This is a genomic window from Candidatus Reidiella endopervernicosa (assembly GCF_013343005.1).
Taxonomy (GTDB): Bacteria; Pseudomonadota; Gammaproteobacteria.
This window is the reverse complement of record NZ_CP054491.1, coordinates 3,200,501-3,226,423: the sequence shown is the minus strand read 5'-3', so window position 1 is coordinate 3,226,423 and position 25,923 is coordinate 3,200,501. Positions and strand designations below refer to the sequence as shown.

Annotated in this window: 26 protein-coding genes and 3 pseudogenes; 13 read left to right on the top strand and 16 right to left on the bottom strand. The window is 53.9% G+C overall.

Annotation, left to right across the window (positions count from 1 at the left end; translation table 11 throughout):
* Positions 1-59: 59 nt before the first annotated feature.
* The 3 genes from HUE57_RS17495 (at position 60) to HUE57_RS17485 (ending at position 3,417) form a co-directional block, all read left to right on the top strand.
* Positions 60-1,709: a L,D-transpeptidase family protein gene (locus HUE57_RS17495; RefSeq protein ID WP_078485053.1), complete on the top strand. Its 1,650-nt coding sequence runs from the start codon at positions 60-62 to the stop codon at positions 1,707-1,709.
* A 134-nt stretch (positions 1,710-1,843) separates the two neighbouring features.
* On the top strand, positions 1,844-2,401 hold the full coding sequence (mepK, locus tag HUE57_RS17490) for a peptidoglycan L,D-endopeptidase MepK (protein WP_236725785.1): 558 nt from the start codon (positions 1,844-1,846) through the stop codon (positions 2,399-2,401).
* A gap of 86 nt (positions 2,402-2,487) precedes the next feature.
* A complete protein-coding gene (locus HUE57_RS17485; RefSeq protein WP_078485052.1) occupies positions 2,488-3,417 on the top strand; it encodes a L,D-transpeptidase family protein in 930 nt (309 codons plus the stop codon).
* 72 nt (positions 3,418-3,489) lie between these two features.
* On the opposite strand, the pseudogene HUE57_RS17480 reads toward HUE57_RS17485, so the two are convergent.
* The 12 genes and pseudogenes from HUE57_RS17480 to HUE57_RS17430 all read right to left on the bottom strand — a co-directional run bounded on the left by HUE57_RS17480 (position 3,490) and on the right by HUE57_RS17430 (position 9,531).
* A pseudogene (locus tag HUE57_RS17480) lies at positions 3,490-4,163 on the bottom strand (EAL domain-containing protein).
* Positions 4,103-4,327, bottom strand: a complete 225-nt coding sequence (locus tag HUE57_RS20525) for a diguanylate cyclase domain-containing protein (protein WP_420885731.1) — start codon at positions 4,325-4,327, stop codon at positions 4,103-4,105. Before HUE57_RS20525 ends, HUE57_RS17480 begins: the two are co-directional and overlap by 61 nt.
* Positions 4,279-5,124 (bottom strand): diguanylate cyclase domain-containing protein, encoded by an 846-nt coding sequence (locus HUE57_RS17470; RefSeq protein ID WP_174673620.1) that lies wholly within the window; start codon positions 5,122-5,124, stop codon positions 4,279-4,281. The genes HUE57_RS20525 and HUE57_RS17470 overlap by 49 nt, the downstream gene beginning before the upstream one ends.
* Entirely contained in the window at positions 5,051-5,419 is a 369-nt protein-coding gene (locus HUE57_RS20520) for a PAS domain-containing protein (protein ID WP_420885730.1), read from the bottom strand. The genes HUE57_RS17470 and HUE57_RS20520 overlap by 74 nt, the downstream gene beginning before the upstream one ends.
* A gap of 35 nt (positions 5,420-5,454) precedes the next feature.
* On the bottom strand, positions 5,455-5,814 hold the full coding sequence (locus HUE57_RS19405; RefSeq protein ID WP_236860637.1) for a hypothetical protein: 360 nt from the start codon (positions 5,812-5,814) through the stop codon (positions 5,455-5,457).
* Positions 5,815-5,973: 159 nt separating this feature from the next.
* Complete coding sequence (locus HUE57_RS17460; RefSeq protein ID WP_174673619.1) at positions 5,974-6,228, bottom strand: hypothetical protein; 255 nt, start codon at positions 6,226-6,228, stop codon at positions 5,974-5,976.
* Between the two features lie 232 nt (positions 6,229-6,460).
* The gene (locus HUE57_RS17455; RefSeq protein WP_078485014.1) at positions 6,461-6,928 is read right to left on the bottom strand and encodes a hypothetical protein; all 468 of its coding nucleotides are present in this window, start codon (positions 6,926-6,928) and stop codon (positions 6,461-6,463) included.
* 186 nt (positions 6,929-7,114) lie between these two features.
* On the bottom strand, positions 7,115-7,423 hold the full coding sequence (locus HUE57_RS17450; RefSeq protein ID WP_078485013.1) for an Lpp/OprI family alanine-zipper lipoprotein: 309 nt from the start codon (positions 7,421-7,423) through the stop codon (positions 7,115-7,117).
* A gap of 100 nt (positions 7,424-7,523) precedes the next feature.
* The gene (locus HUE57_RS17445; protein WP_078485012.1) at positions 7,524-8,075 is read right to left on the bottom strand and encodes a L,D-transpeptidase family protein; all 552 of its coding nucleotides are present in this window, start codon (positions 8,073-8,075) and stop codon (positions 7,524-7,526) included.
* A gap of 67 nt (positions 8,076-8,142) precedes the next feature.
* Positions 8,143-8,304, bottom strand: a complete 162-nt coding sequence (locus HUE57_RS17440) for a YqaE/Pmp3 family membrane protein (protein WP_078485011.1) — start codon at positions 8,302-8,304, stop codon at positions 8,143-8,145.
* Positions 8,305-8,341: 37 nt separating this feature from the next.
* Positions 8,342-9,088, bottom strand: a complete 747-nt coding sequence (locus tag HUE57_RS17435; RefSeq protein WP_269087672.1) for a DUF748 domain-containing protein — start codon at positions 9,086-9,088, stop codon at positions 8,342-8,344.
* 113 nt (positions 9,089-9,201) lie between these two features.
* Positions 9,202-9,531, bottom strand: coding sequence for a hypothetical protein (locus HUE57_RS17430; protein WP_078485009.1), 330 nt, complete (start codon positions 9,529-9,531; stop codon positions 9,202-9,204).
* 104 nt (positions 9,532-9,635) lie between these two features.
* Between HUE57_RS17430 and HUE57_RS17425 the strand changes: the two genes are divergently transcribed.
* From HUE57_RS17425 to HUE57_RS17390, 8 genes and pseudogenes are all read left to right on the top strand, one after another.
* Positions 9,636-9,989 (top strand): hypothetical protein, encoded by a 354-nt coding sequence (locus HUE57_RS17425; protein ID WP_078485008.1) that lies wholly within the window; start codon positions 9,636-9,638, stop codon positions 9,987-9,989.
* Positions 9,990-10,007: 18 nt separating this feature from the next.
* The gene (locus tag HUE57_RS17420) at positions 10,008-12,185 is read left to right on the top strand and encodes a YgiQ family radical SAM protein (RefSeq protein WP_078485007.1); all 2,178 of its coding nucleotides are present in this window, start codon (positions 10,008-10,010) and stop codon (positions 12,183-12,185) included.
* A gap of 133 nt (positions 12,186-12,318) precedes the next feature.
* On the top strand, positions 12,319-14,544 hold the full coding sequence (relA, locus tag HUE57_RS17415; RefSeq protein ID WP_078485006.1) for a GTP diphosphokinase: 2,226 nt from the start codon (positions 12,319-12,321) through the stop codon (positions 14,542-14,544).
* 465 nt (positions 14,545-15,009) lie between these two features.
* A pseudogene (locus HUE57_RS17410) lies at positions 15,010-15,555 on the top strand (M9 family metallopeptidase N-terminal domain-containing protein); the annotation flags it as partial.
* 1 nt (position 15,556) lies between these two features.
* Entirely contained in the window at positions 15,557-16,021 is a 465-nt protein-coding gene (locus tag HUE57_RS17405; RefSeq protein WP_174673618.1) for a hypothetical protein, read from the top strand.
* On the top strand, positions 16,017-16,328 hold the full coding sequence (locus HUE57_RS20515; protein ID WP_174673783.1) for a collagenase: 312 nt from the start codon (positions 16,017-16,019) through the stop codon (positions 16,326-16,328). The genes HUE57_RS17405 and HUE57_RS20515 overlap by 5 nt, the downstream gene beginning before the upstream one ends.
* Positions 16,329-16,693: 365 nt before the next feature.
* A complete protein-coding gene (locus HUE57_RS17395) occupies positions 16,694-16,984 on the top strand; it encodes a hypothetical protein (protein WP_174673617.1) in 291 nt (96 codons plus the stop codon).
* Positions 16,985-16,986: 2 nt separating this feature from the next.
* Positions 16,987-17,925 (top strand): thrombospondin type 3 repeat-containing protein, encoded by a 939-nt coding sequence (locus tag HUE57_RS17390; RefSeq protein WP_174673616.1) that lies wholly within the window; start codon positions 16,987-16,989, stop codon positions 17,923-17,925.
* A gap of 355 nt (positions 17,926-18,280) precedes the next feature.
* Here HUE57_RS17390 and HUE57_RS17385 read toward each other — a convergent pair.
* The 4 genes and pseudogenes from HUE57_RS17385 to HUE57_RS17375 form a co-directional block, all read right to left on the bottom strand.
* A pseudogene (locus HUE57_RS17385) lies at positions 18,281-19,857 on the bottom strand (methyl-accepting chemotaxis protein).
* Positions 19,858-20,221: 364 nt separating this feature from the next.
* Positions 20,222-20,311, bottom strand: coding sequence for a hypothetical protein (locus tag HUE57_RS20615; RefSeq protein ID WP_478210009.1), 90 nt, complete (start codon positions 20,309-20,311; stop codon positions 20,222-20,224).
* Positions 20,312-20,315: 4 nt separating this feature from the next.
* Entirely contained in the window at positions 20,316-20,705 is a 390-nt protein-coding gene (locus HUE57_RS17380) for a hypothetical protein (RefSeq protein WP_174673615.1), read from the bottom strand.
* Positions 20,706-20,949: 244 nt separating this feature from the next.
* A complete protein-coding gene (locus HUE57_RS17375) occupies positions 20,950-22,959 on the bottom strand; it encodes an ATP-binding protein (RefSeq protein ID WP_078485182.1) in 2,010 nt (669 codons plus the stop codon).
* A 354-nt stretch (positions 22,960-23,313) separates the two neighbouring features.
* Between HUE57_RS17375 and HUE57_RS17370 the strand changes: the two genes are divergently transcribed.
* Positions 23,314-23,850, top strand: coding sequence for an ANTAR domain-containing response regulator (locus tag HUE57_RS17370; RefSeq protein ID WP_174673614.1), 537 nt, complete (start codon positions 23,314-23,316; stop codon positions 23,848-23,850).
* 684 nt (positions 23,851-24,534) lie between these two features.
* Positions 24,535-25,866 (top strand): CmpA/NrtA family ABC transporter substrate-binding protein, encoded by a 1,332-nt coding sequence (locus tag HUE57_RS17365; protein WP_236725800.1) that lies wholly within the window; start codon positions 24,535-24,537, stop codon positions 25,864-25,866.
* The last annotated feature ends 57 nt before the right edge of the window (positions 25,867-25,923 follow it).

Genomic DNA, 25,923 nt, shown 5'->3' with positions numbered 1-25,923 from the left:
TAACATTTTTGCTGATGGTCGGACGATAGCGTCGCGGCTGGACAGCAGGTTTTGAATGCATGCACTACTTATCGCTATTAGTTGTTAGAGGCTGCGCACTGTTGGCGCTGCTACTGCCGTTATGCCAAATCTCCTGGGCCGGTAACTACGTGACTGAGTCTGAGTTGCGCACGGGGCTGGATGATGCGCTGGAGAGTGAGCTCGCCTCGGGAATCCCCGAGGTCTCGGGCGAGATGTGGCGCGACCTGAACCGTTTCTACGATAGCCGTAGCGGCGCACCCTTCTGGGTTGCCACGGGTGGTGTTGAACGCATGGGCGAACAGCTTGCGCTGCTCCTGATCGGTGCCAGTGAGCACGGGCTCGATAACGAGCGCTACCATGCCGCACAGCTCGAGCAGCTGCTTGGCAGTGAGGATGATCAAGCACTGGCGCGGCTGGAGCTACTGCTGACCCACGGCCTGCTGCGCTTTGTTGTTGATCTTCACAGCGGGCGACCCGAGATCGACCGCAAGGCGCAGGACTGGTTTATCGAGCGGACCGACATCGAGCCACTCGATTACCTGAGGCGGGTTTCGCGTGGTGAGTCACTACAGTCGGTGCTCGATGAGCTAGCTCCACCGCACCCCCGCTATCGCGATCTACAGATCGCGCACACCCACTATCAGATGATCGCCGATGATGGCGGCTGGCCTAGGCTACAGGCGATGGTGACGCTGGAGCGCGGCAAGCAACACAGCGATGTTTCGCGGCTGCGGCGCAGGCTCTATCTGAGTGGTGATCTAAATGGGATCGATAACAGCTCCAACCAATTTGATGAAGCACTGACCCAGGCGGTAATCCGTTTTCAGCAACGTCACGGCCTGAAAGAGGATGGCGTGGTTGGGCCGCGCACCCGTGAGGTGCTGAACGTGCCGGTTGAGCTGCGTATGCAGCAGATCAGACTCAATATGGAGCGCTGGCGTTGGATGCCGCGCCAGCTGGAGGAGTACCACCTGCAGGTCAATCTGGCCGATTTTAGTCTGCAGCTGATCGATGATGACCGGCCGCAGTTCGGTATGAAGGTGATTATCGGTAAGAACTACAGCGAAACTCCCGCCTTCAGCGGCACCGTGCGCTACCTGGTGGCCAACCCCTTCTGGCACGTACCGCGGCGGTTGGCGGTGGAGAATCTGCTGCCGAAGCAGAAGCAGGACAAGAACTACTTCACTGAAAAGGGGATTCGGGTGCTTCAGCGCGCTGCATTCGGCAGTGAGGAGATCGACCCGGCCGAGGTCGACTGGATGGAGCTGAGCCGCAACAACTTCCCCTATCGGCTGCGTCAGGATCCGGGCGTGAAGAACAGTCTGGGACGGATCAAGTTCATCTTCCCCAACGAACACGCCATCTACCTGCACGATACCCCGGCTCAGGGGCTGTTTGAAAAGGGCGTACGTACCTTCAGCGGTGGCTGTATCCGTGTGGCTGAGCCGATCAAGCTCGCCTCCTATCTGCTCGGGGATGAGTGGAGTGGTGAGCAGGTGCTGGATCTGATCGGCGAGAAGGAGACCCGGCGCTTAAACCTCTCAAATCGGATCCCCATCTACATCATCTATATGACGGCGTGGGTCGATGAGCAGGGCGTAATGCAGTTCAGAAATGACGTCTATGGACGCGACCAGCGTCTGGCACAACAACTGCAGGGCTTGGATAAGCTCTACAGTGATTTGTGAGGCAGTCCACAGTCTGATATTCTGCCCCGAGTTATTTTTAACCCAAATCAACTAGTTGAGTGAGGTTTACACAAACCTCTTGGGTATCTTGTGTGACTGGAAATTGACTTGTAAGCAATTGCAGGGGTGAAGTTTTGATTATTGATGAGACAACGGGAACCGACGCGGGGCGTCGTCGCTTTCTCGCAACCTGTGCCAGCGGCATTGCCGTGGCAGCTGCCCCCACATCACTGTTCGCCATGAGCGAGGCCTCTCGCGAGCTCTCCTTCTACAACACCCACACTGGTGAGTCTTTGACGACTACCTACTGGGAGCAGGGGAGTTACCATCCCGAGGCGCTGGCTGAGATCAACCATCTGCTGCGCGATCACCGTACCGGTACTGATCATGAGATGAATCGTGAACTGATCGATCTGCTCTATCGTCTGCAGACGAAGGTCGGCAGTCATCGCGATTTCCATATCATCTCCGGCTACCGCTCTCCCAAGACCAACGCCATGCTCAACGGTAAAAGCGGCGGTGTGGCGAAGAAGAGTCTGCACATGCAGGGCAAGGCGATCGATATTCGCCTGCCCGGCACTGATCTGAGCGATCTGCGCAAGGCGGCACTCGCGCTGCGCGGTGGCGGTGTTGGCTACTATGAACGTTCCAACTTCATTCACGTCGATGTGGGTCGCGTGCGTCGCTGGTAAGCCAGTAGCACGGTACGATCCCTCTCTGTTCAGGAGAGCGTTCTGCTCTCCTGAACTATTCAACGCTCCTCTCTATCTAATCGCTCATGAATGAGTGTCGTCTTCTATCACTGCTTCTGACTGCGTTGCTGCTGACGCTACGTCCGGCTGTGGCCGCGACGATGATCCTGCCACCGGCGGAGATCGGTCTGGTCGGTGCAATCAGCCACGTCGAGGCGAATGAGGAGGATACGTTGCTCGATATCGCGCGGCGTTACGATTTTGGCCAGGAGGAGATCGTGTTGGCCAATCCCGATGTGGATCGCTGGCTACCGCATCAGGGGGCGTGGGTACGGCTGCCGGGGCGACATATCTTGCCGCAGGTGGCAAGGCGTGGTGTGGTGCTCAACGTCTCGGAGATGCGCCTCTACTACTTCCCCGACGAGCAGTCGATGATGACCGGTCATGTGATTACCCATCCAGTCAGTATCGGGCGTATGGATTGGCTGACACCGCTCGGGCCGACCTCGATTATTGCCAAGAAGCTTGACCCAACCTGGACGCCACCGGCCTCGATCAAAAAGGAGGCGATGGAGAGTGGTGAGCCGCTACCCGATGTGGTGCCGGCTGGGCCCGATAATCCGCTCGGGCGCTATGCGATACGCCTTGGTCGACCCGGATATCTGATCCACAGTACCAATAAACCGTTCGGTGTAGGCATGCGCGTGACACATGGTTGCGTGCGAATGTACCCCGAAGATATCGAGCGCCTCTTCCCTGAGGTGCCGGTCGGAACGCCGGTGCAGATTATCGATCAGCCGGTCAAGGCGGGCTGGTTTGCCGATACCCTCTATATCGAGGTGCACCCACCGTTGGAGGAGGCGCCGCAGGATGAGCAGACGCGCGTCATTCAGGCGATGGAGGCGATCCATCAGGCGGTAGGGCGGGAGCATGTGCTGATCCGCGGGGCGACTATCCTGAAAGCCGTTCGTGAGCAGAGTGGTGTGCCGGTGCCGATTTCTATCGGCTTTCGTTGAGCTAAGACTGTTTTACAAGTAGCGCGATGAACTCATCAGCCGGTAGTGGGCGAGCGTAGTAGTAACCCTGTGCTAGCTGACAGCCGATACTTTGTAGGTAGTCGGCGTGTTCGCTGCTCTCCACCCTTCAGCGACAACGTGGATATCGAGGCTCTGGCCCATTGCGACTACGGCACGGGTGATGGCGGCATCGTTAGGATCCTCAAGGATGTCACGTACAAACGACTTGTCGACCTTGAGTGCGGTGATCGGGTAGCGCTTCAGATTGCTCAGCGAGGAGTAGTCGGTGCCAAAGTCATCAAGTGCGAGGGAGACGCCGAGATCACGCAGCGCCATAAGTACGTCGGTGGCTCGTTCAGGAAAGTCGATCAGAACGCTCTCGGTAATCTCCAGTTCGACGCTCTCCGGATCGATCTGCAGTCTCTGCAGTGAGTGATCGATCTGCTCAACCAGATTGTCGCGCTGTATCTGGATTCCGGAGATGTTGATCGCCAGCTGTAGCTGGTCGAATCCCTCGCGGTGCCAACTGGAGAGCTGCTCCAATCCCTCATTGATCACCCAGCGACCGATCTGAATGATCAGCCCGTCTCTTCAGCGACCGGAATAAAGTTATCAGGTTGAATCAGACTGCCATTGTTGTGTTGCATACGAACCAGCGCTTCGGCACCGATGATCTTGCCGCTGTTTAGATCGACCTTTGGCTGATAGCGGAGTGTGAAGGCATCGTGCTCGACGGCGTGTCGAATCTCAGATTCGATTTCCAGTCGCGTGGTCGCCTGCTCGGTAAAGATCGAGTCGTAAAACAGAAGTTGTTTCGGCCCGACTCCTTGGTTCGATAGAGTGCGCTGTCGGCGTTTCGAATCAGTGTTGCGCTATCGGTTCCATCGGCGGGGTAGAGACTGATGCCGATGCTGACACTGACGAAGAGTTCGTTATCTTCAATCGAAAGGGTGAGGTGAAAGTTTGACGTAGTTTTTCAGCGATGTGATTGATCTCACTGACATTGTCGAATCCCTCAATGAGAACCAGAAACTCATCACCACCCAATCGACCAAGGGTGTCGTTGGCGCGCAGGCAGGCAGAGAGGCGCTTGGCGACCTGTTGCAGGATTGTGTCACCGACCGGATGACCGAGTGTGTCATTAATGACCTTGAAACGATCGAGATCGAGAAACAGCACCGCAAGCTGTCCCTGTTCTCGATTCATACGCTTGATTGCGCTCTCCAGGCGGTCGTTAAGCAGTAGTCGGTTAGCAAGGCCGGTCAATGGGTCGTGGTTGGCAAGGTGTTCAAGTTTCTCCTCTGACTGCTTCAAAACGCTGATGTCGGTAAAGACGCCGATATAGTTTCTGATCTCGCCAACCTCATCATGTAGGGTGCTGATGCTGAGCCACTCGGGTGATAGCTCACCGTTTTTATTGCGATTCCAGATCTCACCACTCCAGCAGCCGTGACAGTTGATACTGTTCCACATCTGTTCGTAGAACTCCGCGTCGTGTCGATCTGAGCGTCGCAGGTTGGGCTTCTGGCCGATGACTTCATCCCTTTGGTAACCGGTGATCTCTGAATAGGCGCGATTGATGTCGATGATGTTGAGGTTTGAGTCGGTTATTAATACCGCCTCGGTAGTGCTTTCAAAAACCGTGGCCCACTGTCTTAGGCGCTCTTCGGTCTCTTTTGTCGGTGATGTCCTGAACGGTTCCAACACTAAGGAGTGGTTCGCCCGATTCGCTATAACGGGTGCGACCACGCTCCTGTACATGTTTGATGCGACCGTTGCTCATCAGCAGGCGATGCTCGATCTGATAGTGATGTCTCTCCTTAACTGATTTGTTATACGCCTCGTTGACCTGTTTGCGATCATCAGGGTGGACCGTATTAAGAAATGCCTCGTAGGAGGCACCGAACTGCTTTGGGTCGATTTCGAAAATATTGAAAATCTCGTCCGACCACTCCAGCTCGCCACTCTTTAAATCGAGGCTCCAGCTGCCGGTCTGCGCCAGATGTTGTGCCTCCTGCAGACTGTTCTTGGTTTCTGCTAGTTCATTGTGTTTTCGGTCAGTATTCGAGTCGCCGATAGAAGTTGACGTTTCCTCAGTGTGAGCAGGACGACTGAAAGAGTGAGAACCAGAAACAGGGCGGCACCGAGCACAACGATAGAGGCGATAACAAATTCACGATTTGCCTCGTAGAAGCTCTGTTTGGGGTGCAGGATGGTGGCGCTGGATGCAACCTCCTGGGGTAGGGTGATTTTTAGTCTGCGCAGCTCTCGATCATCGAATATGTACTCGTTGGGACTCATCAATAGCGGATAGATTCTCTCAATCGGTTTGCCAGAGAGTAGTGATAGGGCCATCTTTGCTTGCAGATATCCCCTGGCGTTGACCGCTGGTGACATAACCACCTAAAACACCATCAAAGAGGTAGGCGTCCTCCATGCTCAGCAGTGCATAATTACCGGCACCGACTATGGTTGTCACAATCTGTTTTAGCGATCGCTGACCGCCATGGAGAGCGAAGTGAGGGCGGTTAGTCCCCGATAGTCGACGCCGTCTGCCTATTCGTAGTTGAGAGCGCGAGCGAACGACGAAGAAGATGCAGCAGCGGCTTTATGTCGGCGTAGAGTCACTGAGGGGGTTGTGTAGAGACGCGAAGAGGTGATTACGCAACGTACGCAGGACGGTCGGGGCGCCGTAGGCATAAATGGTCGCGTTAAGTTTTTGCTGTTTGCTTGGGCTTGATGCCCAAAACAAACTTTCGCAAAATAGCGACTCCCGGAAGTTGTCAGCCGAACTGTTCTTAAGCCCGCCAACTGTGGTGAGCAGTACCAAGCTACAGCGACACCCTTGCAGTTGCTCGGTAACCTCGTCGAGTCTCTTGGCAGAGATAAAGGCCGCTTCAATTTCCGGAAAACGTGCGAGCTCACTTTTGATCTCGTGTTTGATAGCGTGGTAGGTATTGGAGTCGTCACCAACAAAACAATTCGATTCTCGGTTAGTCCGGCCTTACGCATGATCGCAATATTGGGAGCGATCTCTTTCTTCTCAAATATACCCGTGACTTTCGATTGGTCGAGTTGATCGACTAACGAGTAGTCGTTGACACCGGAGAAGATTACGGGGGGTATTGGGAAATAGTTTTGGTAGATGATTTCGTGCAAAGCTGAGGGCGTTATCATCGGTTACATAGATCAGATCGGGACGATAGTTTTCATATTTCTGCGAGAGGTGGCGCAAAATCTCATCGGCATAACCTTCGGAGTAGTGCTGGCGTTTTGTGTCGAGATATTCGGTGGCGTAGGTCGGTTCTTGATTCGACTGGCTCTCAAAGGCCTTAATGAAGCCTGCGTGCTGACGTTTGGTCCAGTTGTACTCCTGGCTGTAGGAGTGGAGGATAAATATAGAGGCTGCCTGGAGAGAGGTGCCCCAGAGGGCGATCACGATTAGCGTGGCTGCCCGTGTGAGACGGCCGGTAAAGAGGGTGGTGCAGAGTGATGTTGTCGTTGAGAGCAATGGGGTGAACCTTAATAAATGTCATCCCTGATTCACTACAGATATTCGAATAATTATGTCAGTTGATAATAGACCAATAGGCTGATGTTATGGAAGACATACCCTGCTTTTGAAAAGGGATAACGCCCAATAAAAAACCCCGTTGGCTGCAAGACCAACGGGTTTTATAGGGTTTCTGCCGATGCGTTATTTGTACATCGACTTTTTGAACATACGATCGATTTTGGCATCGGTATCCATCGAGCGCTTGTTCGCCTCAGCGGCCATCGACTTGGCCTCGTCAGCAGCCATCTTCGCCTCCTGGGCGGCCTTGTTGGCCATCTCAGCCTCATGTTTGGCAGCGGAGGCGTTAACGGCGGCACTCTCGGCAGCGGCAGTCGCCTTCTGCATGTCGGCCTGTAGTGCTTCCATAGTGGCGGTGTTTGCACAGCCTGTCAGGCCGATGGTGGTGCTTAGCGCCAGCAGGCCGAGGACTCGCTTGGTATTCAGGTTCATGCTCTTTTCCCCATTTATTGCATTGTGATGTAGTGATCTCTGCGTCACTGCTGAGGCAAGTATAGCGTCCCTTTGTTGTATGACTCCACACTGGGCGCCATTAGCGGATCTCTATCGGTGTTCCGACCTCGATCCACTCGGCTAGCTGTTCCACCTGCTCATTGGTGAGTGCGATACAGCCGTTGGTCCAGTTGTAGGTGGCATGGATGTCGGGATCGCCCTTGCCGATGCCGTGGATACCGAGGTAACCGCCGAGGCGGGTGCGTTGCGGTGGGGTCTGTCCGGCATCGAGATATTTGCGTATGCGTTGATAGGTGTGTCGGTCGATACGTTTATCGGCCAGGGCCTGATCGACCACTGCGCGGTTGGGGTAGTCAAAGCCGATAAAGAGCTGGAAGGGGGTGTCGCGTGTTATCCAGGCAATCTTGAAATGGCCGAGTGGGGTACGTTTATCAAACCGTACCTTTTCCTGTGTGGTGCCATTGCGTCCGATCGAGATCTGCTCGAGTGTGAGTGGTGTTTTTGTTCCTTCGATGACCTGTAAGGTCAGCTGCTCGGTGTCGATCAGTAGTGAGCGCTGCTCTGCAGCGGCGGGCGCTGAAAAGATGACTAAATAGAGAAGAAGATGGAGTAGGGGATGGGCGTTGAACATGTTGGGTTGCTGTAACTCGGTGCTGCCAGAATGGTGCGGGTCGTCAGACCCGCACCCATAAGCAACGCTAGCGGGTAACAACCCAGAGTGCGTGGATCATGCCCGGTATGACAAACAGTAGGCAGAGCACGATATTGATCAGCAGATCTTTTCCAACACCCTTGTTTAGGAATACGGCAACGGGAGGCAGAAAAACCGCCAGAATGATGTTCAGTAGTTTATTGTCCATTGTTGGCTCCTTGTTTGGTTATTGTTTATATAGCCGATTACTTGAAGAGACCCTTCAGTTTGTCGCCGGTATCGCCCAGTCCCTCTTTGAGCTTGTCGGTGGCACCACCGGCCTGCTCCTGAATCGCGCTGCCGACACCCTTGAGCTGGCTCAGGTCGAGTTTGCCGACGGTGGAGCCGACGCCGTTGGTCAGGCTGGTGAGAATCTTCTCGGCCACCTCGGCTGGTGAGGCGCCGCCACTCTCCTTACCGATATCCTTGAGGTGGATGGTGGGGAGTTTGGTCGAGATCTCCTTGCCGCCGAGCGCCGAGGAGGAGACGGCAACACTGCCGTCACGGATGTAGAGGTTCTCGATAATCAGTTTAACTGCGCTCTCATCACCGCTGCTTTCGGAAGATGCGCTCCCCGATCCCTGTACATTCTTTTTGATCGCGTCGAAGTTATTGCCCTTGTCGCCGAGTTCGTAGTTGATCGCCGGACTGTTGATGGCAATCTCCTTGATCACGATGGTGTCGGTGGTGAGCGAGTTGGGATCGAGCTTGAGTGAGATCTTACCGATTGAGATCGCTTTTTTGTCGGAGAAGCCGGCTGGGTTGGCAATGGAGAGACCGTTCAGTGCGCCCTGTGCATCGGAGAGGCTGATTGCCGCGGAGTCGAGTGCAACCTCGCTCTTGGTGGTTTCAGTACCGACCTGTTCAACTGCTTCTTCGACCAGCTTGTCGAGTGAGCCGACCAATACAACGAAGGCGATGATGGCGAGCACAATGATGGCGAGTAGTGAGATGAGAATTTTTTTCGTGATGAGTCCCTTGCTGTTGTTATTTCAGTGCATGTGGCGTTCTTATCCGCCCATTCTGCTATAGCACGTTCTCAATGGCTACTCTGGAGTGGTGAGATTTAACTCTTGTTTTCACTGTTGGCTGGACCATATTCGTGGCGGCCGAGGCGTAGCCGTTTATAGTTGCGAACCATGATGATCGCCTTGCGAAGGGTTGGAATATCGATGCAATGAACGTGGAGGGCGATGGTGATCGATCTGCCTTGGCCGCTCAGCTCGCCAATCTCGATAAAGTTACGCGCTGCGCCCGCCTGGCCCAGGGTCATCAAGGTGGCGTCCCACACCACATCCTCACCATCGAACCGACCGCTGAAACGGCAACGCAGAGTGGTACCACCCGGTTGCTCGAGCAGGGTGTAGTCACTATCAAGGGGGTGGTGTGTAGTCACAGTCGGGTCGTGTCGTGTCGGTTGGGGGGTGGAATTTGCTATAGTTAACACGCTGTTGCGGTTGAGAAAACCGCTATTTCTAAAGGTTTTACGGATCCTATCCCATGCAGGCACCCAATATCTCCACCGCCATTCCCCAGCGTCGTTTTCAGCTCGGCGACTATAGTGCTGTGGTGTTGGGCAATATCGAGAGTAACGACCCGATGCCCTATCGTTTCATTCTGGCGCTGGTGCCAGAGGGTGCGAAGAAACCGGTGCTCTACGTCATTTCGCAGAAGGCGCGACGAGCCGATGCGGCCAGCGGCTCTCATCAGCTGCGCATCGTTTCGGAAAATCTCGATGAATCGATCAGTGTCTCTGACCTGTGGGGCGATCTCGACGGGTTCACCACCGAAGCGATGCTGGTGACTCGCAAGGCAATGGGGCTAATGGATGAACAGCCCTATCAGATGATGTAACACCGGACGATTGTCGTTATGAACGCTCCACGCGAGCTCTTCTCCTACCGTAAATTCTGGGCGCACCGCTTTGGTGTGGCGCCGCAGTTGCCGATGTCGCGCGCCGAGATGGACGATCTCGGTTGGGATAGCTGTGATGTGATTCTGGTCACCGGTGATGCCTATGTCGATCATCCCAGCTTCGGCATGGCGCTGATTGGGCGACTGCTCGAGGCGCAGGGTTTCCGAGTCGGAATCATTGCCCAGCCCGACTGGACTTCGGCAGAGGCGTTCACAGCGCTGGGCAGGCCCAATCTCTACTTTGGTGTGACCGCCGGCAATATGGATTCGATGGTCAACCGCTACACCTCCGATCGTAAAATTCGCTCCGATGATGCCTACTCACCGGGTGGCGAGGGTGGCAAGCGTCCCGACCGCTCGGTGCTCGCCTATGCACAACGCTGTCGTGAGGCCTTCAAGGGGGTGCCGGTGGTGATTGGCGGGATCGAGGCGAGCCTGCGCCGCATCGCCCACTACGACTACTGGTCCGATACGGTACGTCGCTCGGTGCTGCTCGATACCAAGGCCGACCTACTGCTCTACGGTAATGCCGAGCGGGCGATTGTTGAGCTGACCCACCGTCTCGCCGCAGGTGAGCCGATCCATGAGATTCGTGATCTGCGCGGCTCGGCCTTTGTGCGCAAACGGGTGCCCGATGGCTGGGCCGAGCTCGACTCCTCTGAGGTTGATGAGCCGGGTGCAGTAACGCCGCACCCCAGTCCCTATCGGTCGCAGCCAGCCTGCGAGCAGCAGAGTAATCCGGTGGTCCACTCGCTACGTGAATTGAGTCGCGAGCAGCGTGAACAGGTGGTGGTGCGAATGCCCTCATTTGAGCAGGTGAAGGCCGATCCGGTGCTCTACGCCCACGCCTCACGTGTCTTCCATCTCGAGACCAATCCCGGTAATGCGCGACCGTTGGTGCAGCGCCACGGCGAACGTGAGGTGTGGCTTAATCCGCCGCCGGTTCCATTGGCGACAAAAGAGCTCGACCAGATCTATGAGCTTCCCTACACACGCAAACCGCACACCCGCTACGGCAAGGCGAAGCTGCCCGCCTACGAGATGATCCGTTTCTCGATCAATATCATGCGTGGCTGTTTTGGCGGCTGTACCTTCTGCTCCATCACCGAGCATGAGGGGCGCATTATTCAGGATCGCTCCGAGCAGTCGATCCTCAACGAGATTGAAACGATTCGCGACACCGTGCCCGGCTTTTCAGGTCACATCTCCGACCTGGGTGGACCGACCGCCAATATGTGGCGTCTGCACTGTAAGGACGAGAAGATTGAGGCTGCCTGCCGTCGCCTCTCCTGTGTCTATCCCGATATCTGCAAAAACATGGGCACCGATCAACGCCCACTGATTCAGCTCTATCGCAAGGCGCGCAAACTGCCCGGGATCAAAAAGGTCTTCGTCGCCTCGGGACTGCGTTACGACCTGGCGGTGCAGACCCCGGAGTATGTGCGCGAGCTGGTGCAGCACCACGTTGGCGGCTATCTGAAGATCGCGCCCGAACATACCGAGCAGGGGCCGCTGAGCCACATGATGAAGCCGGGTATCGGCAGCTACGAGCGCTTCAAGGCGATGTTCGAAAAGTTCTCTCAGGAGGCGGGTAAGGAGCAGTATCTAATTCCCTACTTCATCTCCGCCCACCCTGGCACGACTGATGAGGATATGTTGCAGCTGGCACTGTGGTTGAAACAGAACGGTTTCCGCCTCGATCAGGTGCAGAATTTCCTGCCGACGCCGCTGGCGATCGCCTCGGCGATGTACCACTCAGGAAAAAACCCGCTCAAGCGTGTCCACCGCAAGGGTGGCGTCGTTTCGGTCGCAACCGGATTGAAACAGAGGCGTCTGCACAAAGCGTTTCTGCGTTATCACGATGCACACAACTGGCCGCAGCTGCGACATGCGCTCAAACAGATGGGTCGTGGCGATCTGATCGGTAACGGTAAACGTCATCTGGTACCCGCCTGGCAGCCGGAGGAGACGGGGCTCGATATCGATGGTCGACCGCTCAAGCAGGGTGGGGCACGTAAGTCGAAGCCGAAGCAGAAACAGGGCGAATCGAAGGCGCTGGGACAGAAGCGTGAGGCGAAGCCGGGTCGCTCGAAGAAGACCTCTCGCCAGCCGGCACGGCGTCGACGTAGTCGCTAAATAATCCCACTCTCCACAGCCTGTTTTTCATTGCTCCATTCCCATTGTGCTATCGGTGCTATCTTCTGATTGAAGGGCTGCGGCAGGCGCGTTAGGCTCGGTGCTTAATTGGGTGCAGGTGGTGAAAGGGTCAATGGTATACATCGAAGGGAAACTCCCCGATACATGCAGTACAACGCTCTCAGATCGAGAGCGCTGTCTGGAGCGTCTGACAGCGGGGCGCAGTGACGAGGAGTCTGCGCTCATCGCACTTGCCTTCGATATGGCCGAGAAGGCGCACGCGGGGCAGACCCGTATCTCAGGTGAGCCCTATCTGACCCACGTGATTGGTGTGGCCGACATTCTGGTCGGGCTGAAGATGGATCACGAGTCGATCGCCGTCGCGCTGCTGCACGATACCGTTGAAGATACCGAGCTGACGCTGGAGGAGATTGAAGAGGCGTGCGGTTCGAGTGTCGCGCATCTGGTCGATGGCGTGACCAAGATGAAGGTGATGAGCGCCTATAAGGAACTGCAGGAAGAAGAGGGGCGCAAACGCCGCGAGAGCATTCATGCCGAGAGTCAGCGCAAGATGCTGCTGGCGATGGCCGAGGATGTACGGGTGGTGCTGATCAAACTCGCCGATCGCCTCTATAACATGCGTACCCTGAAACATCTGCGTGCCGATAAGCAGCGCCGCATTGCCAGCGAGACGATGGATATCTATGCACCGCTCGCCAACCGCCTCGGCATCTGGCAGGTGAAGTGGGAGCTGGAAGATCTCTCGCTGCGCTACCTCAAACCGGAGACCTATAAAGAGATCGCCCAATCGCTTGATGAACGGCGCGTTGATCGCGAGCGCTTTATCGATGATGTGGTCGAGCGGCTGCGTAGTGAGTTGCAAACAGCGGATATCAAGGGTGATGTAAAGGGGCGCCCCAAACATATCTTCAGTATCTGGAAAAAGATGCGTCGCAAGGGGCTCGGTTTTCACGAACTCTATGATGTACGTGCGGTACGTATCCTGGTTGAGAGTGTTACCGACTGTTATCACGTGCTGGGTATCGTCCATACCCTCTGGTCCCACATTCCCAAGGAGTTCGATGACTACATCGCCACGCCGAAGGAGAACCAGTACCAGTCGATCCATACCGCAGTCGTCGGCCCGATGGGTAAGACGCTCGAGGTACAGATCCGAACCCACGATATGGAGAAACATGCCGAGCTGGGTGTGGCGGCCCACTGGCGTTACAAGGAGGGCGGCGCACACGATCGCAGCTTTGAGCAGAAAGTAGCGTGGCTGCGCCAGCTGCTGGAGTGGAAGGATGAGGAGTCTGATGCGGGTGACTTTATCGACCGTTTCAAGTCGGAGGCGTTTCAGGATCGAATCTATGTGCTCAGTCCCGATGGCATGATTGTCGATCTGCCTCACGGGGCGACACCGCTCGATTTCGCCTATCACATCCACACCATGGTTGGTCATCGCTGCAGAGGAGCCAAGGTCGATGGCCGCATCGTACCGATCACCTACAATCTGCAGAGCGGTGAGGGGGTCGAAATACTCACCGGCAAGCATCCCGCACCGAGTCGTGACTGGCTCAGTCCACATCTGGGTTATCTGAAATCATCCCGTGCCCGTGCCAAGGTGCGCCACTGGTTTAACGAGCAGGATCAGCAACAGAATCTCGATGATGGTCGTACGTTGCTGGAACGAGAACTGCGTCGACTCGGTTGCAGTGACCTACCGCTGGAGCGGTTCGTAGAACACTTTCATAAAAATGGTATCGACGAACTGTTGATCGATATCGGTCGCAGCACTATTAGTACCGCGCAGATATCGAGTGCCATCCATCACCTCACCGAACCCGAGCCCAATGATGAGGAGGCGCAGGAGGCGTTGCTCACCAAGCATCGTCGTGAGGGTGATAAGGGGGGTGATATTAGTATCAGTGGTGTTGGCAATCTAATGACCAGCATGGCGCGCTGCTGTAAACCGGCGCCGGGCGATGACATTGTCGGATATATCACTCGCGGGCGCGGCGTCACCATCCATCGTACCGACTGCACCAATATGCTCAATCTGAAGGATGAAGATCAGGGGCGAGTTATCGAGGTCGCCTGGGCTGGATGGGAACGCAACACCTATCCGGTCGACATCCAGATCGAGGCGATCGACCGGCCCGCACTGCTCAAAGATATCACTACCGTTCTCGCCAATGAGCATGCCAACGTTCTGGCGATGAATACCCTTACCGACACCAAAAAGAACAGCGCACTGATGAAGCTGACCATCGAGATTGCCGATACCGATCAGCTCAGTCGTGTAGTCGGACGACTCAGTCAGCTACCCAATGTGCTTGAGGCGCGTCGCAGCGTCTGAATCTGTTGATGTACACACGCTCTAGTGCCGAATTTATGATCTGAATCACTGAAGGCACACATGTTTGTGTGCGTAGTGTGAAAGCGCACGTTTCCAAATGACTGTCTGTGATATCTCTACAGCAACTAGGATTGTTGTTGTGTACAAGCGGGTACATGGCTAAGGGCATGGAGGCCGAATGTTTATTGTCAGGGATTGACGCTTGTCACCAAGGGGAGCTTCATACTCTTTGGTCACTATAGTTGTTGTGGTGTTTTTGTTTCTACTTATCTCGCCTCTCTATGCGGCCGCGCCCGATCAAATCAGATCAAAGCATCAACGTGACCACTTTGACCATCTTCGCTCTATCGCAGAACCTGTGCTTGTCCCGCCAGTTGTCGATCAATACGAAGATCCGTCGACAGTTGAGGATGAGGGGCGACAGCGAATCTCGCCTTTGCAGCCCCGGCCTCTTGTGACTCCACCGACCTTGTTGGGCTCTCTGCCTCAGAACTCTCGGGTTATCTGTTGCAAGTGGAGGTGTCCGGGTGTTTGAGGAACTATCTGTTCAGCTTTGATACGAATATCGGAGCGGTACTGACGGATGCCCATTTGATTGCTGTGTTCGATAAAGCGGAAGGGCTGGAAGCGGCGTATGACGGAACAAATAATGGACTCCATCAGCTGCTCTTCTTTCTCCATGCTGCTTTCTATCACGCATGGTTTGAGTCGGCCGTACCAACATTTGGTCAGGCAGTGCTTGATGCCAATCTCTCCTTCTCCGATAAGTTCTCAGTCAATCCTCATCTGCACGATTTAAACGATGAGGCAGCAGATATTACAACTGAGTGGGTTGTGGTGGTCGACCAGAAACAGGTAAGGCACCACTATCTTGATACGTTGTTATCTTTCCTTAATGGCTTCGAAGAGCTTCGAGCGGCGAGTTACGAGCAGCGCTATCTGTTGAGTAGTGTGCTCTACGTGATCTCGTGGAGTCAGCAACAACGATACAGATTTTATATCTGCAATTGAGTTGAGTAGTGGTGTTCTGGATGCAGCAGAACGTATCGCACGTCTCGACTATATTCTTGCTGATTATAGTTATCTGGTAGAACGTGCAATCTACGATATCTCCCAGATTGCATCTATTGCATCTATTGCTTCATTAAATGCAGTTGCACTTGCACGGCTGGAAGGGCTGTTGAGTCTTTACCCGCGTTTGAGTTCAGCCTTTCTTGAGGTGGCTAAAGGCATCGAGCGGTATGGGGATTGTGCAGCAGTCGATGAAACGATTTGCAGAGTGTCGCTTGTGAGTGAAATCGAGGCCGAGGTATTTCCCGACACTTATAGTTTTGATGATGGTCGTTTTGTAGTGCATACCGCTTTGCATGGCGGTGTCGTTGAGCTTCTCTATCATGCAGCGAAACAGGTTGAAGCACAGTTTTTCCGCATGGTGGGTGATACAACACCGATAGCGGGGACACAAATGAAGTATTGACGATCAAGCTCTACCCGTCCCTGCGAAGTACGAGCAGTACCAGTGCTACCTCTATGGTCTCTATACCAATAATGGCGGTATCTATATCGAGCAAGATGCTACCTTCTATACCTACGACCGCACAGTTAACGACAGTATCTACTCACTTGAGGAGCTGTTTAGGCACGAGTATGTACACTATCTGGCGGCGCGCTATCTGATCGAGGGTGATTTTGGTTCGTTGCCGATGTACGAAGGCGACCGGATGACTGATTCAACGAGGGACTTGCGGAGTACCTTGCAGGTAGTACTCAGGATGATGGCGTAGCGGTACGCCAGATTCTGGTTGAGCGCGTGGAGAGTGATGGTGGTGAGCGACTGAGTCTATATGAAGCGCTGAGTGCCTCTTATAACAGTGGTTTTTCCTTTGTCGTTATGCTGGTCTCGGTTTTCGTATCTTAGAGAGTCTCGTCCAGAACTGATCAATCAGGTTGTAGAGATCCTGAAAACTTCGGATGCACCTGGTTACGATGCACTGATCGCGAGTATCGATGGTGATCTTGTGCTGGAAAACGGTTATCAATCCTATCTGGATTGGCAGATAACTGATCTACAGTTTCTCACCCCACTCGTGACCACCTACGTAGAAGCTATGCGCTCACATCAGATGATCCACTCGAAATAGAGAGTGTCTTGAATGATGTCGGTGTGGTCTCGGATGCGAGTTGCGGCGAGGAGTATGCCGGACGTGTAAGACGTTTTGCATGTGTCGGTTCATTGTATGGCGAGATGCAAGCAGAGATGGATCTTGCCGCTGCACAGATTGATTTCGGTAGCCAGCTAGATCTTCTGATCAAGCAGAGCAAAGCGGATGTCAGACTGAACAACTTTGATGCAATGAACTGCCGTTTCACCGATGTACGGTTCCTGTCGGCTGGTGTCGATTTTCAGCCTGTCGCCAATTTTACTGTGAGAGCTCGCTGAGAGTGGTTACTCAACCGCTCGATAGTGATGGTGATGGAGTCGAGGATCTGCTTGATGATTTTCCGCTGCTTGTCGATGGTTGGAGTGACAGTAATGGAAATGGTCAGCTGGATAGCATTGAGATATCAGACTCAGATGGTGATGGCATGTCCGATGGGTGGGAGATCGCGCACCAGTTCAATCCCTATGATCAGAATGATGCAGAGCTGGATGCCGATTCTGATCTGATCTCTAATCTTGATGAGTACTTGCACTATTCGGATCCGCTAAATAGAGCATTTTCACCGCTAGCAATAGACCTCTTTATGTGTAGATTTCGATTGAACTCAACTGATCACTATGCTGGGCGCTACAGAAGTTTGTCATTTTACCCGTCATTGAGATATTACGGTGATGGTTCGCCAGAGACGATCGCTCTCAAGTACACGCTTTCTCAGGAAGCTGAACTGGAGGATATTAATTCATGGGATACCTCGTGTGAGATAGGCGTTCACGATAAGACGTCTGGCTCAATTGTTTGCCACGGACCATTTGTAGGGCAAAGTGGTATTGATTTAGTACTCTACTTCACTCCTGTTGAGGGGAGCTATCGAATTAACGCCGAGTGGTCTGCTGCTCTTGTTGATACTGATCCAGCGAATAACATGGGAGCAGTTTCGGTTGATGTCGAGCCCATGCCCGTTGTTGTTCCAGCGCAGAGCCAGAGCCAGAGCCAGAGCCAGAACCAGAGCCAGAGCCAGAGCCAGAGCCAGAGCCAGAGCCAGAGCCAGAGCCAGAGCCAGAGCCAGAGCCAGAGCCAGAGCCAGAACCAGAGCCAGAGCCAGAGCCAGAGCCAGAACCAGAACCAGAACCAGAACCAGAACCAGAACCAGAACCAGAACCAGAACCAGAACCAGAACCAGAACCAGAACCAGAGTCGGGTTCGGGTTCGGAGTCAGTGAGGTAGACCCAATTGAATCTAAATCTGCTGCATCAGGTGGTGGTGCCTTCGGGGCGCAATGGCTCTTCGGCTGCTGTTGGCTGTTGTATTACAGAAGGTATAGGAGATGCTGGTTGTAAACCAAGTGGTGGGTGTTTTGAATTACACCATATCGTGCAGTGTGGTTGAGGTTATGGAGATTGGCAGTGAAGGGGTATAAACAGGTCTCGACCGGACTCATGACAACGTGCGCATCTATCGATGTGATGTTTAAAATATCGATCTAACTCTCTCATTAATAGGCCGGGGCGGCTAGCAGCTGGCCCCGGCTTATTTTGTGTTACGGACGAAGTGCTCTGCACAGAGAGCGGTGAGGACTATTTGGTCCAGAATTCGTCAGCCAGTTCGCGCAGCCCATTGGCAAGCCCCGCCATGGTCATGCTTGCCTCTTCGGCATCGCGTGAACCCTGCATGTTGTTCTCAGCGGTATCGCGGATGGTGGTGATGCTGCGGTTGATCTCCTCGGCAACGGCGCTCTGCTCTTCAACGGCTGAGGCGATGGTCATGCTCATGTCGTTGATCTTGTCGACAGAGCCCGCGATGGTCTCAAGTGACTGTGCCGCAGTGGTGGCCTGTTCAACGCTGTGTACCGCCTGTTCGCGACTCTTCGACATCACGCTGACCGCTTCACTCGTGCCTGCCTGCAGCTTCTCAATCATCGACTGAATCTCTTCGGTGGCACCGTTGGTACGGCTGGCGAGAGTACGAACCTCATCGGCAACCACTGCAAAACCACGGCCCTGCTCACCGGCGCGGGCCGCCTCAATTGCGGCGTTGAGTGCCAGTAGGTTGGTCTGTTCAGCGACGCCCTGAATGACATCGACGATGGAGCTGATCTCATTGCTGTTGGTCTCTACATTGGCGATGACGCTGGAGGCACGTTCGATCTCCTGTGCCAGATTACCGATTGAACTGGATGCCGACTGCACGACACTACGACCGTTATTTGACTCAGACATCGCCTCTCTGGCGGCATCAGCGGTGAGCTGTGCGTTGCTTGAGACCTCGTGGATACTGGCGGTCATCTCGTTGATGGCGGTGGCGACCTGATCGGTCTCCGAGTACTGCTGCTGGATGCCCTGGGTGGTGATCTCTACCGTGGCGGCGAGACTCTCGGCACCCGTTGAGAGTTTCTTCGAATCGTCTGAGATACGCCCGACGATTCCACCCGTCTCGGAACCGAGTGCTTTCATTGCCAATAGCAGAGCACCGGCATCGTCATTGCGTCCGGTGTAGATGTGACGGGCAATCGGGTTGTCGGTGACGGGCGTGCCTTGGCAACAGCCGTCTTGATGGGATTGAGAGCGATCAGGGTGGCGACCGAGGAGAAGATAGTCGTAGTGACGAACATGGCGGCTGTTGTTATCAGCTCTACATCGAGAAGGATAGAGACCAGCAGGATACTGGCCAGCAGCGAGGCTGTGACAGACGCCACCACCACGGTGCCGGTATTAAGTTTTGAAGGCTTGATGGAGCTGGGTACCTTGCCCGCCGTCAGCTGCGCATAGACCTTCTCGGCCCGCGCGACGTGTTCGCGGTCGGGTTTCTGGCGCACCGATTGGTATTCGATGGTGCTGCCGTTACTTCTGATCGGGGTGACGTAGGCATCAACCCAGTAGTGGTCACCGTTCTTACAGCGGTTTTTGACGATGCCCATCCATGAGTTACCACCCTTGACGGTATTCCAGAGATCATCAAAGGCAGCGGACGGCATCTCGGGGTGGCGCACGACGTTGTGATTCTTGCCGGTCAGCTCATCGGGCTCAAAGCCACTGATCGCCAGAAAATCATCATTGAAATAGCTGATCGCACCCTTCAGATCAGTTGTTGAAAGAATGTTGGCTGTAGCGGCGTATTCGCGCTCAACGTTGCTGATGGGAAGATTCTTTTTCATTATCGTCGCTCCAGACAGATGTTATGCACAGCGTGTGCGTCGTGCTTACTACCTATTAGTGAGTAGTTAATATAGGACTATTCCTACTATATGTGTAGGTTATCGTCCTACGGCCAATAATCTTTACAAATTATTTCTTTCAACAAAATCAAAACACTTGTTTGAATTGTGAATTACGGAGTGTATTGGTTGTGCTTAGTTGTTGAATTTATGAAGAAAAACGTGTTTTGAAAGGTCGGGCGTGTGTGGTTGGCCCGCCCAGATGAGTATCAGTGAATGGTCCTATATATATGACCATTGTCGTGGTGGCGGGGTAGCTATCCGCAAATACTCCGATTGTTGGCGCAGCTGGGTCGATACGGGTTTAGCTAAAAACATGACCCTTGGGCACCTCCACGATGCCCTCATCGGAGAATGTAAAGCGCTTGCGATTCCGTTTGCTGTCATATCCGATCTGCTTACCGGCAGAGATCTCTACCCCTTGTCGTTAAGGCAGCGGTTGAGGTGGACGCCATCGCCCGCTGACCGCCATGGAGAGCGAAGTGAGGGCGGTTAGTCCCCGATAGTCGACGCCGTCTGTATATTCGTAGTTGAGAGCGCGAGCGAACGACGGAGAAGATGCAGCAGACGGCTTTATGTCGGCGTAGAGTCACTGAGGGAGTTGTGTAGAGCCGCGAAGAGGTGATTACGCAACGAACGCAGGACGGTCGGGGCGCCGCAGGCATAAACGGTCGCGTGAAGTTTTGCTGTTTGCTTGGGCTTGGATGCCCAAAACAAACTTTCGCAAAAATAGCGACTCCCGGACCTTGACCCCTGAAACAGAATTGATGCCTCGACCGTTGCCTCATCTCCGACGGCTTGTACGATCGAAATAGTCCTATCAAAGATCAGTGCTGCTCCCACTTTTGAATCTTCAGGTGGGTGCTGAAATTATCCGTGCCACTATATGGCGAATATCAGCGCAAGCATCGTTCCAGGGATGAGGGACTGGAGGTGGTGAGATATGGGGGGCGACTATCGTAGCTGTGCTTTGCAGTGGTGCAGCAGGTAACTACGTGCGCTTCAATCGGGCAGTGCTCATGTGGAGCAGGTTCAGCGGAGTTCGTTGATCGCCTTGTAGAATTCACCGATATCGAGCGGCTTGGTTAGATAGTTGCGGAAGCCTGACTCTAGCCCCTTGCGGATATCTCGGTCGAAGGCGTTGGCACTGACCGCAATCACGGGAATCGCTCTCGTCGCCTCACTCTTTTGCAGCTGTTCCAGCACCTCGAAGCCGTCCATGTCGGGTAGCCCGATATCGGTCAGGATAATATCGGGCCGGTGAGCCTGTGCCAGCTCCAGGCCAAGTGACGGTGTGGAGGCGGTCAGCAAGCGTACACCCTGCATGTTATGAATCAGTCCCTCCATCAGGTGAATATGGCTGGGGCTGTCTTCGATGTAGAGGATGGTTGTGTTGCTATCTGGAGGGACGGCGGCTGACGACCTGGAACGTTGCTGTTCGCCCTGCGGTAGTGATGTTCGATAGGCAGGAAACTCAAGCCAGAAGGTGCTGCCTTGACCCAACTCGGAGCTAACGCCGATATTGCCGCCCATGCGTTCGATGAGTTGCTTGGTAATGGTGAGTCCGATTCCAGTTCCTTCAACAGAGTGATTGTTCAGATAGAGCCGGTTGAATGGTTCAAAGAGGATCGGTAGATCACCCTCGGCGATGCCGGGCCCGGTGTCGGTGACTGAGATTCGCAGCTGCTCAGTGTCGGTCAGCTCGCAGTTCAGTGTGACGCGGCCGCCCTCATGGTTGTATTTGATCGCGTTGGATAACAGGTTCAGTAACATCTGCTTGAGTCGTACCAGATCGGCCTGCAGATTATAGTTGTTACAGTCACTAATCGAAGCGTTTAGAACGATGGCGCGCTCTTTTGCCAGGGGCAACATCAGCTCGATGCACGACTCAATACACTCGGCGGGATGGATAGTTTTAAGTTGTAGTTCAATCTTGTTGGCCTCAATGGCCGCCAGGTCGAGCAGATCGTTAACCACCTCAAGCAGGTGCCAGCCACCATTTAATATATGTTCGACACCCTGTGTTTGGCGTTCGCTTAACGGCTCTTCGTGATCGGATTGCAGTAGCTGGGCAAAGCCGAGAATGGCATTGAGTGGGGTACGTAGCTCGTGGCTCATGCGGGTTAGAAATTGTGATTTTGCCTGGTTGGCCTCAACCAGTTGTGTGTTTGTCTGCTGGAGTTCACGGGTGCGCTCCTTAACGCGTCTCTCAAGCTCACTATGGGACTTCTGTAGCAAGATTTCGGCACATTTACGATCAGAGATGTCGTGAACCGTACCGAAAAATCGAACGGTTTGACCGCTGTTATCTTGTTCCGTCTGGCCCATGCCATGAATATGTTTTTGTTCGCCGTTGGGTAGATTTATTCGATACTCAATGGAGTATTTTTCAGAGCTATCAAGGGCATCGCTCACGGCCTTGTTGACGGCATCAAGATCGTCGGGATGGATATGGCCCAGACAATCCTCGCGAGTGGCGTGATCATTGTCGTCGAAACCAAACAGGTGGAAATACTCATCTGAGAAGGTGGTGATATCCGTGGTTAAATCCCACTCCCAGGAACCGATGCTGGCAATCCTTTGCGCTTTTTTTAGGCTCTTCTGACTCAGACGTAACTCGTTTTCTATACGCTCAAGATGCTCTTGTTGCAGTTGGTACTCAGTGATGTCTCGTGCGGTAACAACAACGCCGATCGCGTCATCACTACCGGAGGGAATGAATGGATTGTAGGTGACCGACAAGTAGCGTCTGCCAACACTGCTGAACTCAAACCATTTTTCGAAACTGACGTGTTCGCCGTTGAGGCAGCGATCGATCTGTCGCTTGATGGTGCTACTAAATATCTCTTCACCAAGAATCTCTGCAACCGTGTGGTCTATGACCTCGTCGCGTCCCATTTGGTGAAACTCCAGATAGGATGCATTGATCGCCTGGTAGGTGTAGTCAGCCGCAACGTATGAGACCAGATCGTCGCTCACGGATCTGATGTAGTCGAACAGAGAGAGGTCGCCCTGGTGTGCTTTGGGATGGAGGTCCTTCATGGATTGAACTCATCTACCTTATGAATGGTGACTATCTTCCAGTGAAGATCCCCGATTAAACCACAGATTGCCCCCTGTAATCATTGGACCAATTGATGGCGTTTAATCGACAGGTTTATTTGTCCGAAATATCCAATGCAAATAATTCTGGAGAGATGGACGGTTTTATTGCAGAAATTCATATTGTGTCGTGGTTGTCGCTGGTGCGTGTGTGGAGGGTGGCGCGCGCATATGGTGCGGGATTGGTCGTATTCATTTGGAAAAACGAACAAATGTTGCGATTTATTAGCTATGTCAGGTTGGCACAGGCGCTGCATAGGGGAGTTAAGAGTTAGACGATTTGGAGTCGTGGTGGTGCAGCGCGTAATGGTGATTGATGAGAGTGCGGAGCATACCGAGCTGCTCGCTGAGGCGCTGCATGAGACTGGCTACGAGATAGCCGAGACCCTCTCGAAGCCGGAGCAGCTGGTTGAGCATGTCGAGCGTCTGATGCCCGATGTGATTCTCGTCGATATGGTTTCTCCCGACCGAAAGGTGCTCGAAGAGATCAAGCGTATGCACAGCCGCGTACCGCGCCCAGTGGTGATGTTTGCCGGTAAGGGCGATAGCGAGACGATTGGAGAGGCGGTAAGTGCAGGTGTGCACGCCTATGTGGTCGACGGTTTTGATGTCAGGCGCCTGCGCCCCATTCTGGATGTTGCAACCGCCCGTTTTCGAGAGACACAGGCACTGCTTGATGAGCTGGCCAAAACCAGGAGCACATTGCAGGAGCGCAAGGTGATTGAGCGTGCCAAGGGACTACTGATGGAGAAGAAGGGAATGGGCGAGAACGAGGCCCACCAGGCTCTGCGCAAGCTGGCGATGGATCAGGGAAAAAACTGGCTGAGGTAGCGCGTAACGTCATCTCTGTAATGGAATTATTAAACTAGCGGCGGCAGTTGTTACCACTCCGACCTCTTTTTGTGTTGTCACTCTCAAACAGAGCGTGCAGAAATATTATGAACAAATTAAATAATCGAATTATCAAAAGCGCATGCGGATGAGTTGGGAACGACTTCGACACTCTGTGACCGAGTGAATTGCACTACAGCAGTCCAATAATAGTGATGTGAGACTCTCTGCACTGATCTTGTGCGAAGCCAGGCTCTTGGTGCAATTCTAGGGCGCGGGCTGTGCACCCAACCGACACCCAAGCGTCGCAACTATTTTCATATGTTTCGTAAATTTAATTGAAAACAATTGGTTGTGAAAATCTGGCGGCATTGGCACAGGCGTTGCAATATCAGAAATAACTGATTGGCCAAGAGGGCCAGACAGCTTCCGCAGCAGCGACCCAACGACGGGTACGCACAGGCGGAAGAGACAATACAAAGTTGAATTGGGCAAAGGCGTCCATCGCAACAGGTTAGATACTTAACCTGTAGTGGTGGGCGCCTTTTCTGTTTTTTGGGTAATAAAAGTTGGGAGTAATTAATGGAAAAGCGTGATCAGGTGGTTAATGCAGTCTCTGAGGTTTCGGTGAAACCGCGTCGTACCTTTATGAAGAAGCTGAGTGTGGCGCTGCTGAGTGCCGGCATGATGACTAGCGGTGCATTGATGACAGGCGCTGCACATGCCGAGGTGAGGGAGCCTGAGAAAGAGGATCTGAAATTCGGGTTCATCAAGCTGACCGATATGGCACCACTCGCCATCGCTTATGAGAAGGGGTACTTCGAGGATGAGGGGCTCTACGTCACCCTTGAGGCTCAGGCCAACTGGAAGGTGCTGCTCGATCGTGTCATTGATGGTGAGCTCGATGGTGCACATATGCTGGCGGGTCAACCACTCGGCGCGACTATCGGTTTCGGTACCCAGGCTCATATCATTACCGCCTTCTCGATGGATCTAAACGGTAATGCGATCACCGTCTCCAACGATATCTGGAAGCAGATGAAGCCGCATGTACCACACAAGGATGGCAAGCCGGTTCACCCGATCAAGGCCGATGCACTCAAACCGGTTGTAGAGAAGTACAAGGATGAGGGTAAGCCATTCAAGATGGGTATGGTCTTCCCCGTCTCGACCCATAACTACGAGCTGCGTTACTGGCTCGCGGCCGGCGGAATCCATCCTGGTTACTACGCACCTGAAAAGGGTGATACCAGCGGTAACGTTGATGCCGATGCACTGCTCTCGGTAACCCCGCCGCCACAGATGCCCTCCACCATGGAGGCGGGCACCATCTACGGCTACTGCGTCGGTGAGCCGTGGAACCAGCAGGCCGTCTTTAAGGGAATCGGTGTACCTGTGGTAACCGACTACGAGATCTGGAAAGACAACCCGGAGAAGGTCTTTGGTGTGTCGAAGAGCTGGGCCGACAAGAACCCTAACACCCACATCCGTGTGGTGAAGGCGATGATTCGTGCCGCCAAGTGGCTCGATGAGAAGAACAACGCCAACCGTCCCGAGGCGGTGAAGATCCTCTCACAGTCTAACTACGTCGGTGCCGACTACGATGTTATCGCCAACTCAATGACCGGTACCTTTGAGTATGAGAAGGGTGACAAGCGCGATGTGCCAGACTTCAACGTCTTCTTCCGCTACAACGTCACCTACCCCTACTACTCCGATGCGATCTGGTACCTGACGCAAATGCGTCGCTGGGGACAGATCGGCGAGCAGAAACCCGATAGCTGGTTCATGGATATTGCCAAGAAGGTCTACCGTCCCGACATCTATGCGCAGGCGGCCAAGGAGCTAATTGCAGAGGGCAAGATCGCAGCCAGTGAGTTCCCGAACTTCGCCAGTGAAGATGGCTTCCGCGCACCACAGACTCACTTCATCGATGGAATTACCTACGATGGCAAAAAACCAAATGACTATCTGAAGAAGTTCGATATCGGACTCAAGGGTGGCGACAAGGTTTAGGTAATGCCCTCCGCGATGCGGAGGGGGACATGCCTAATCGAATAATCAAGGTATCTA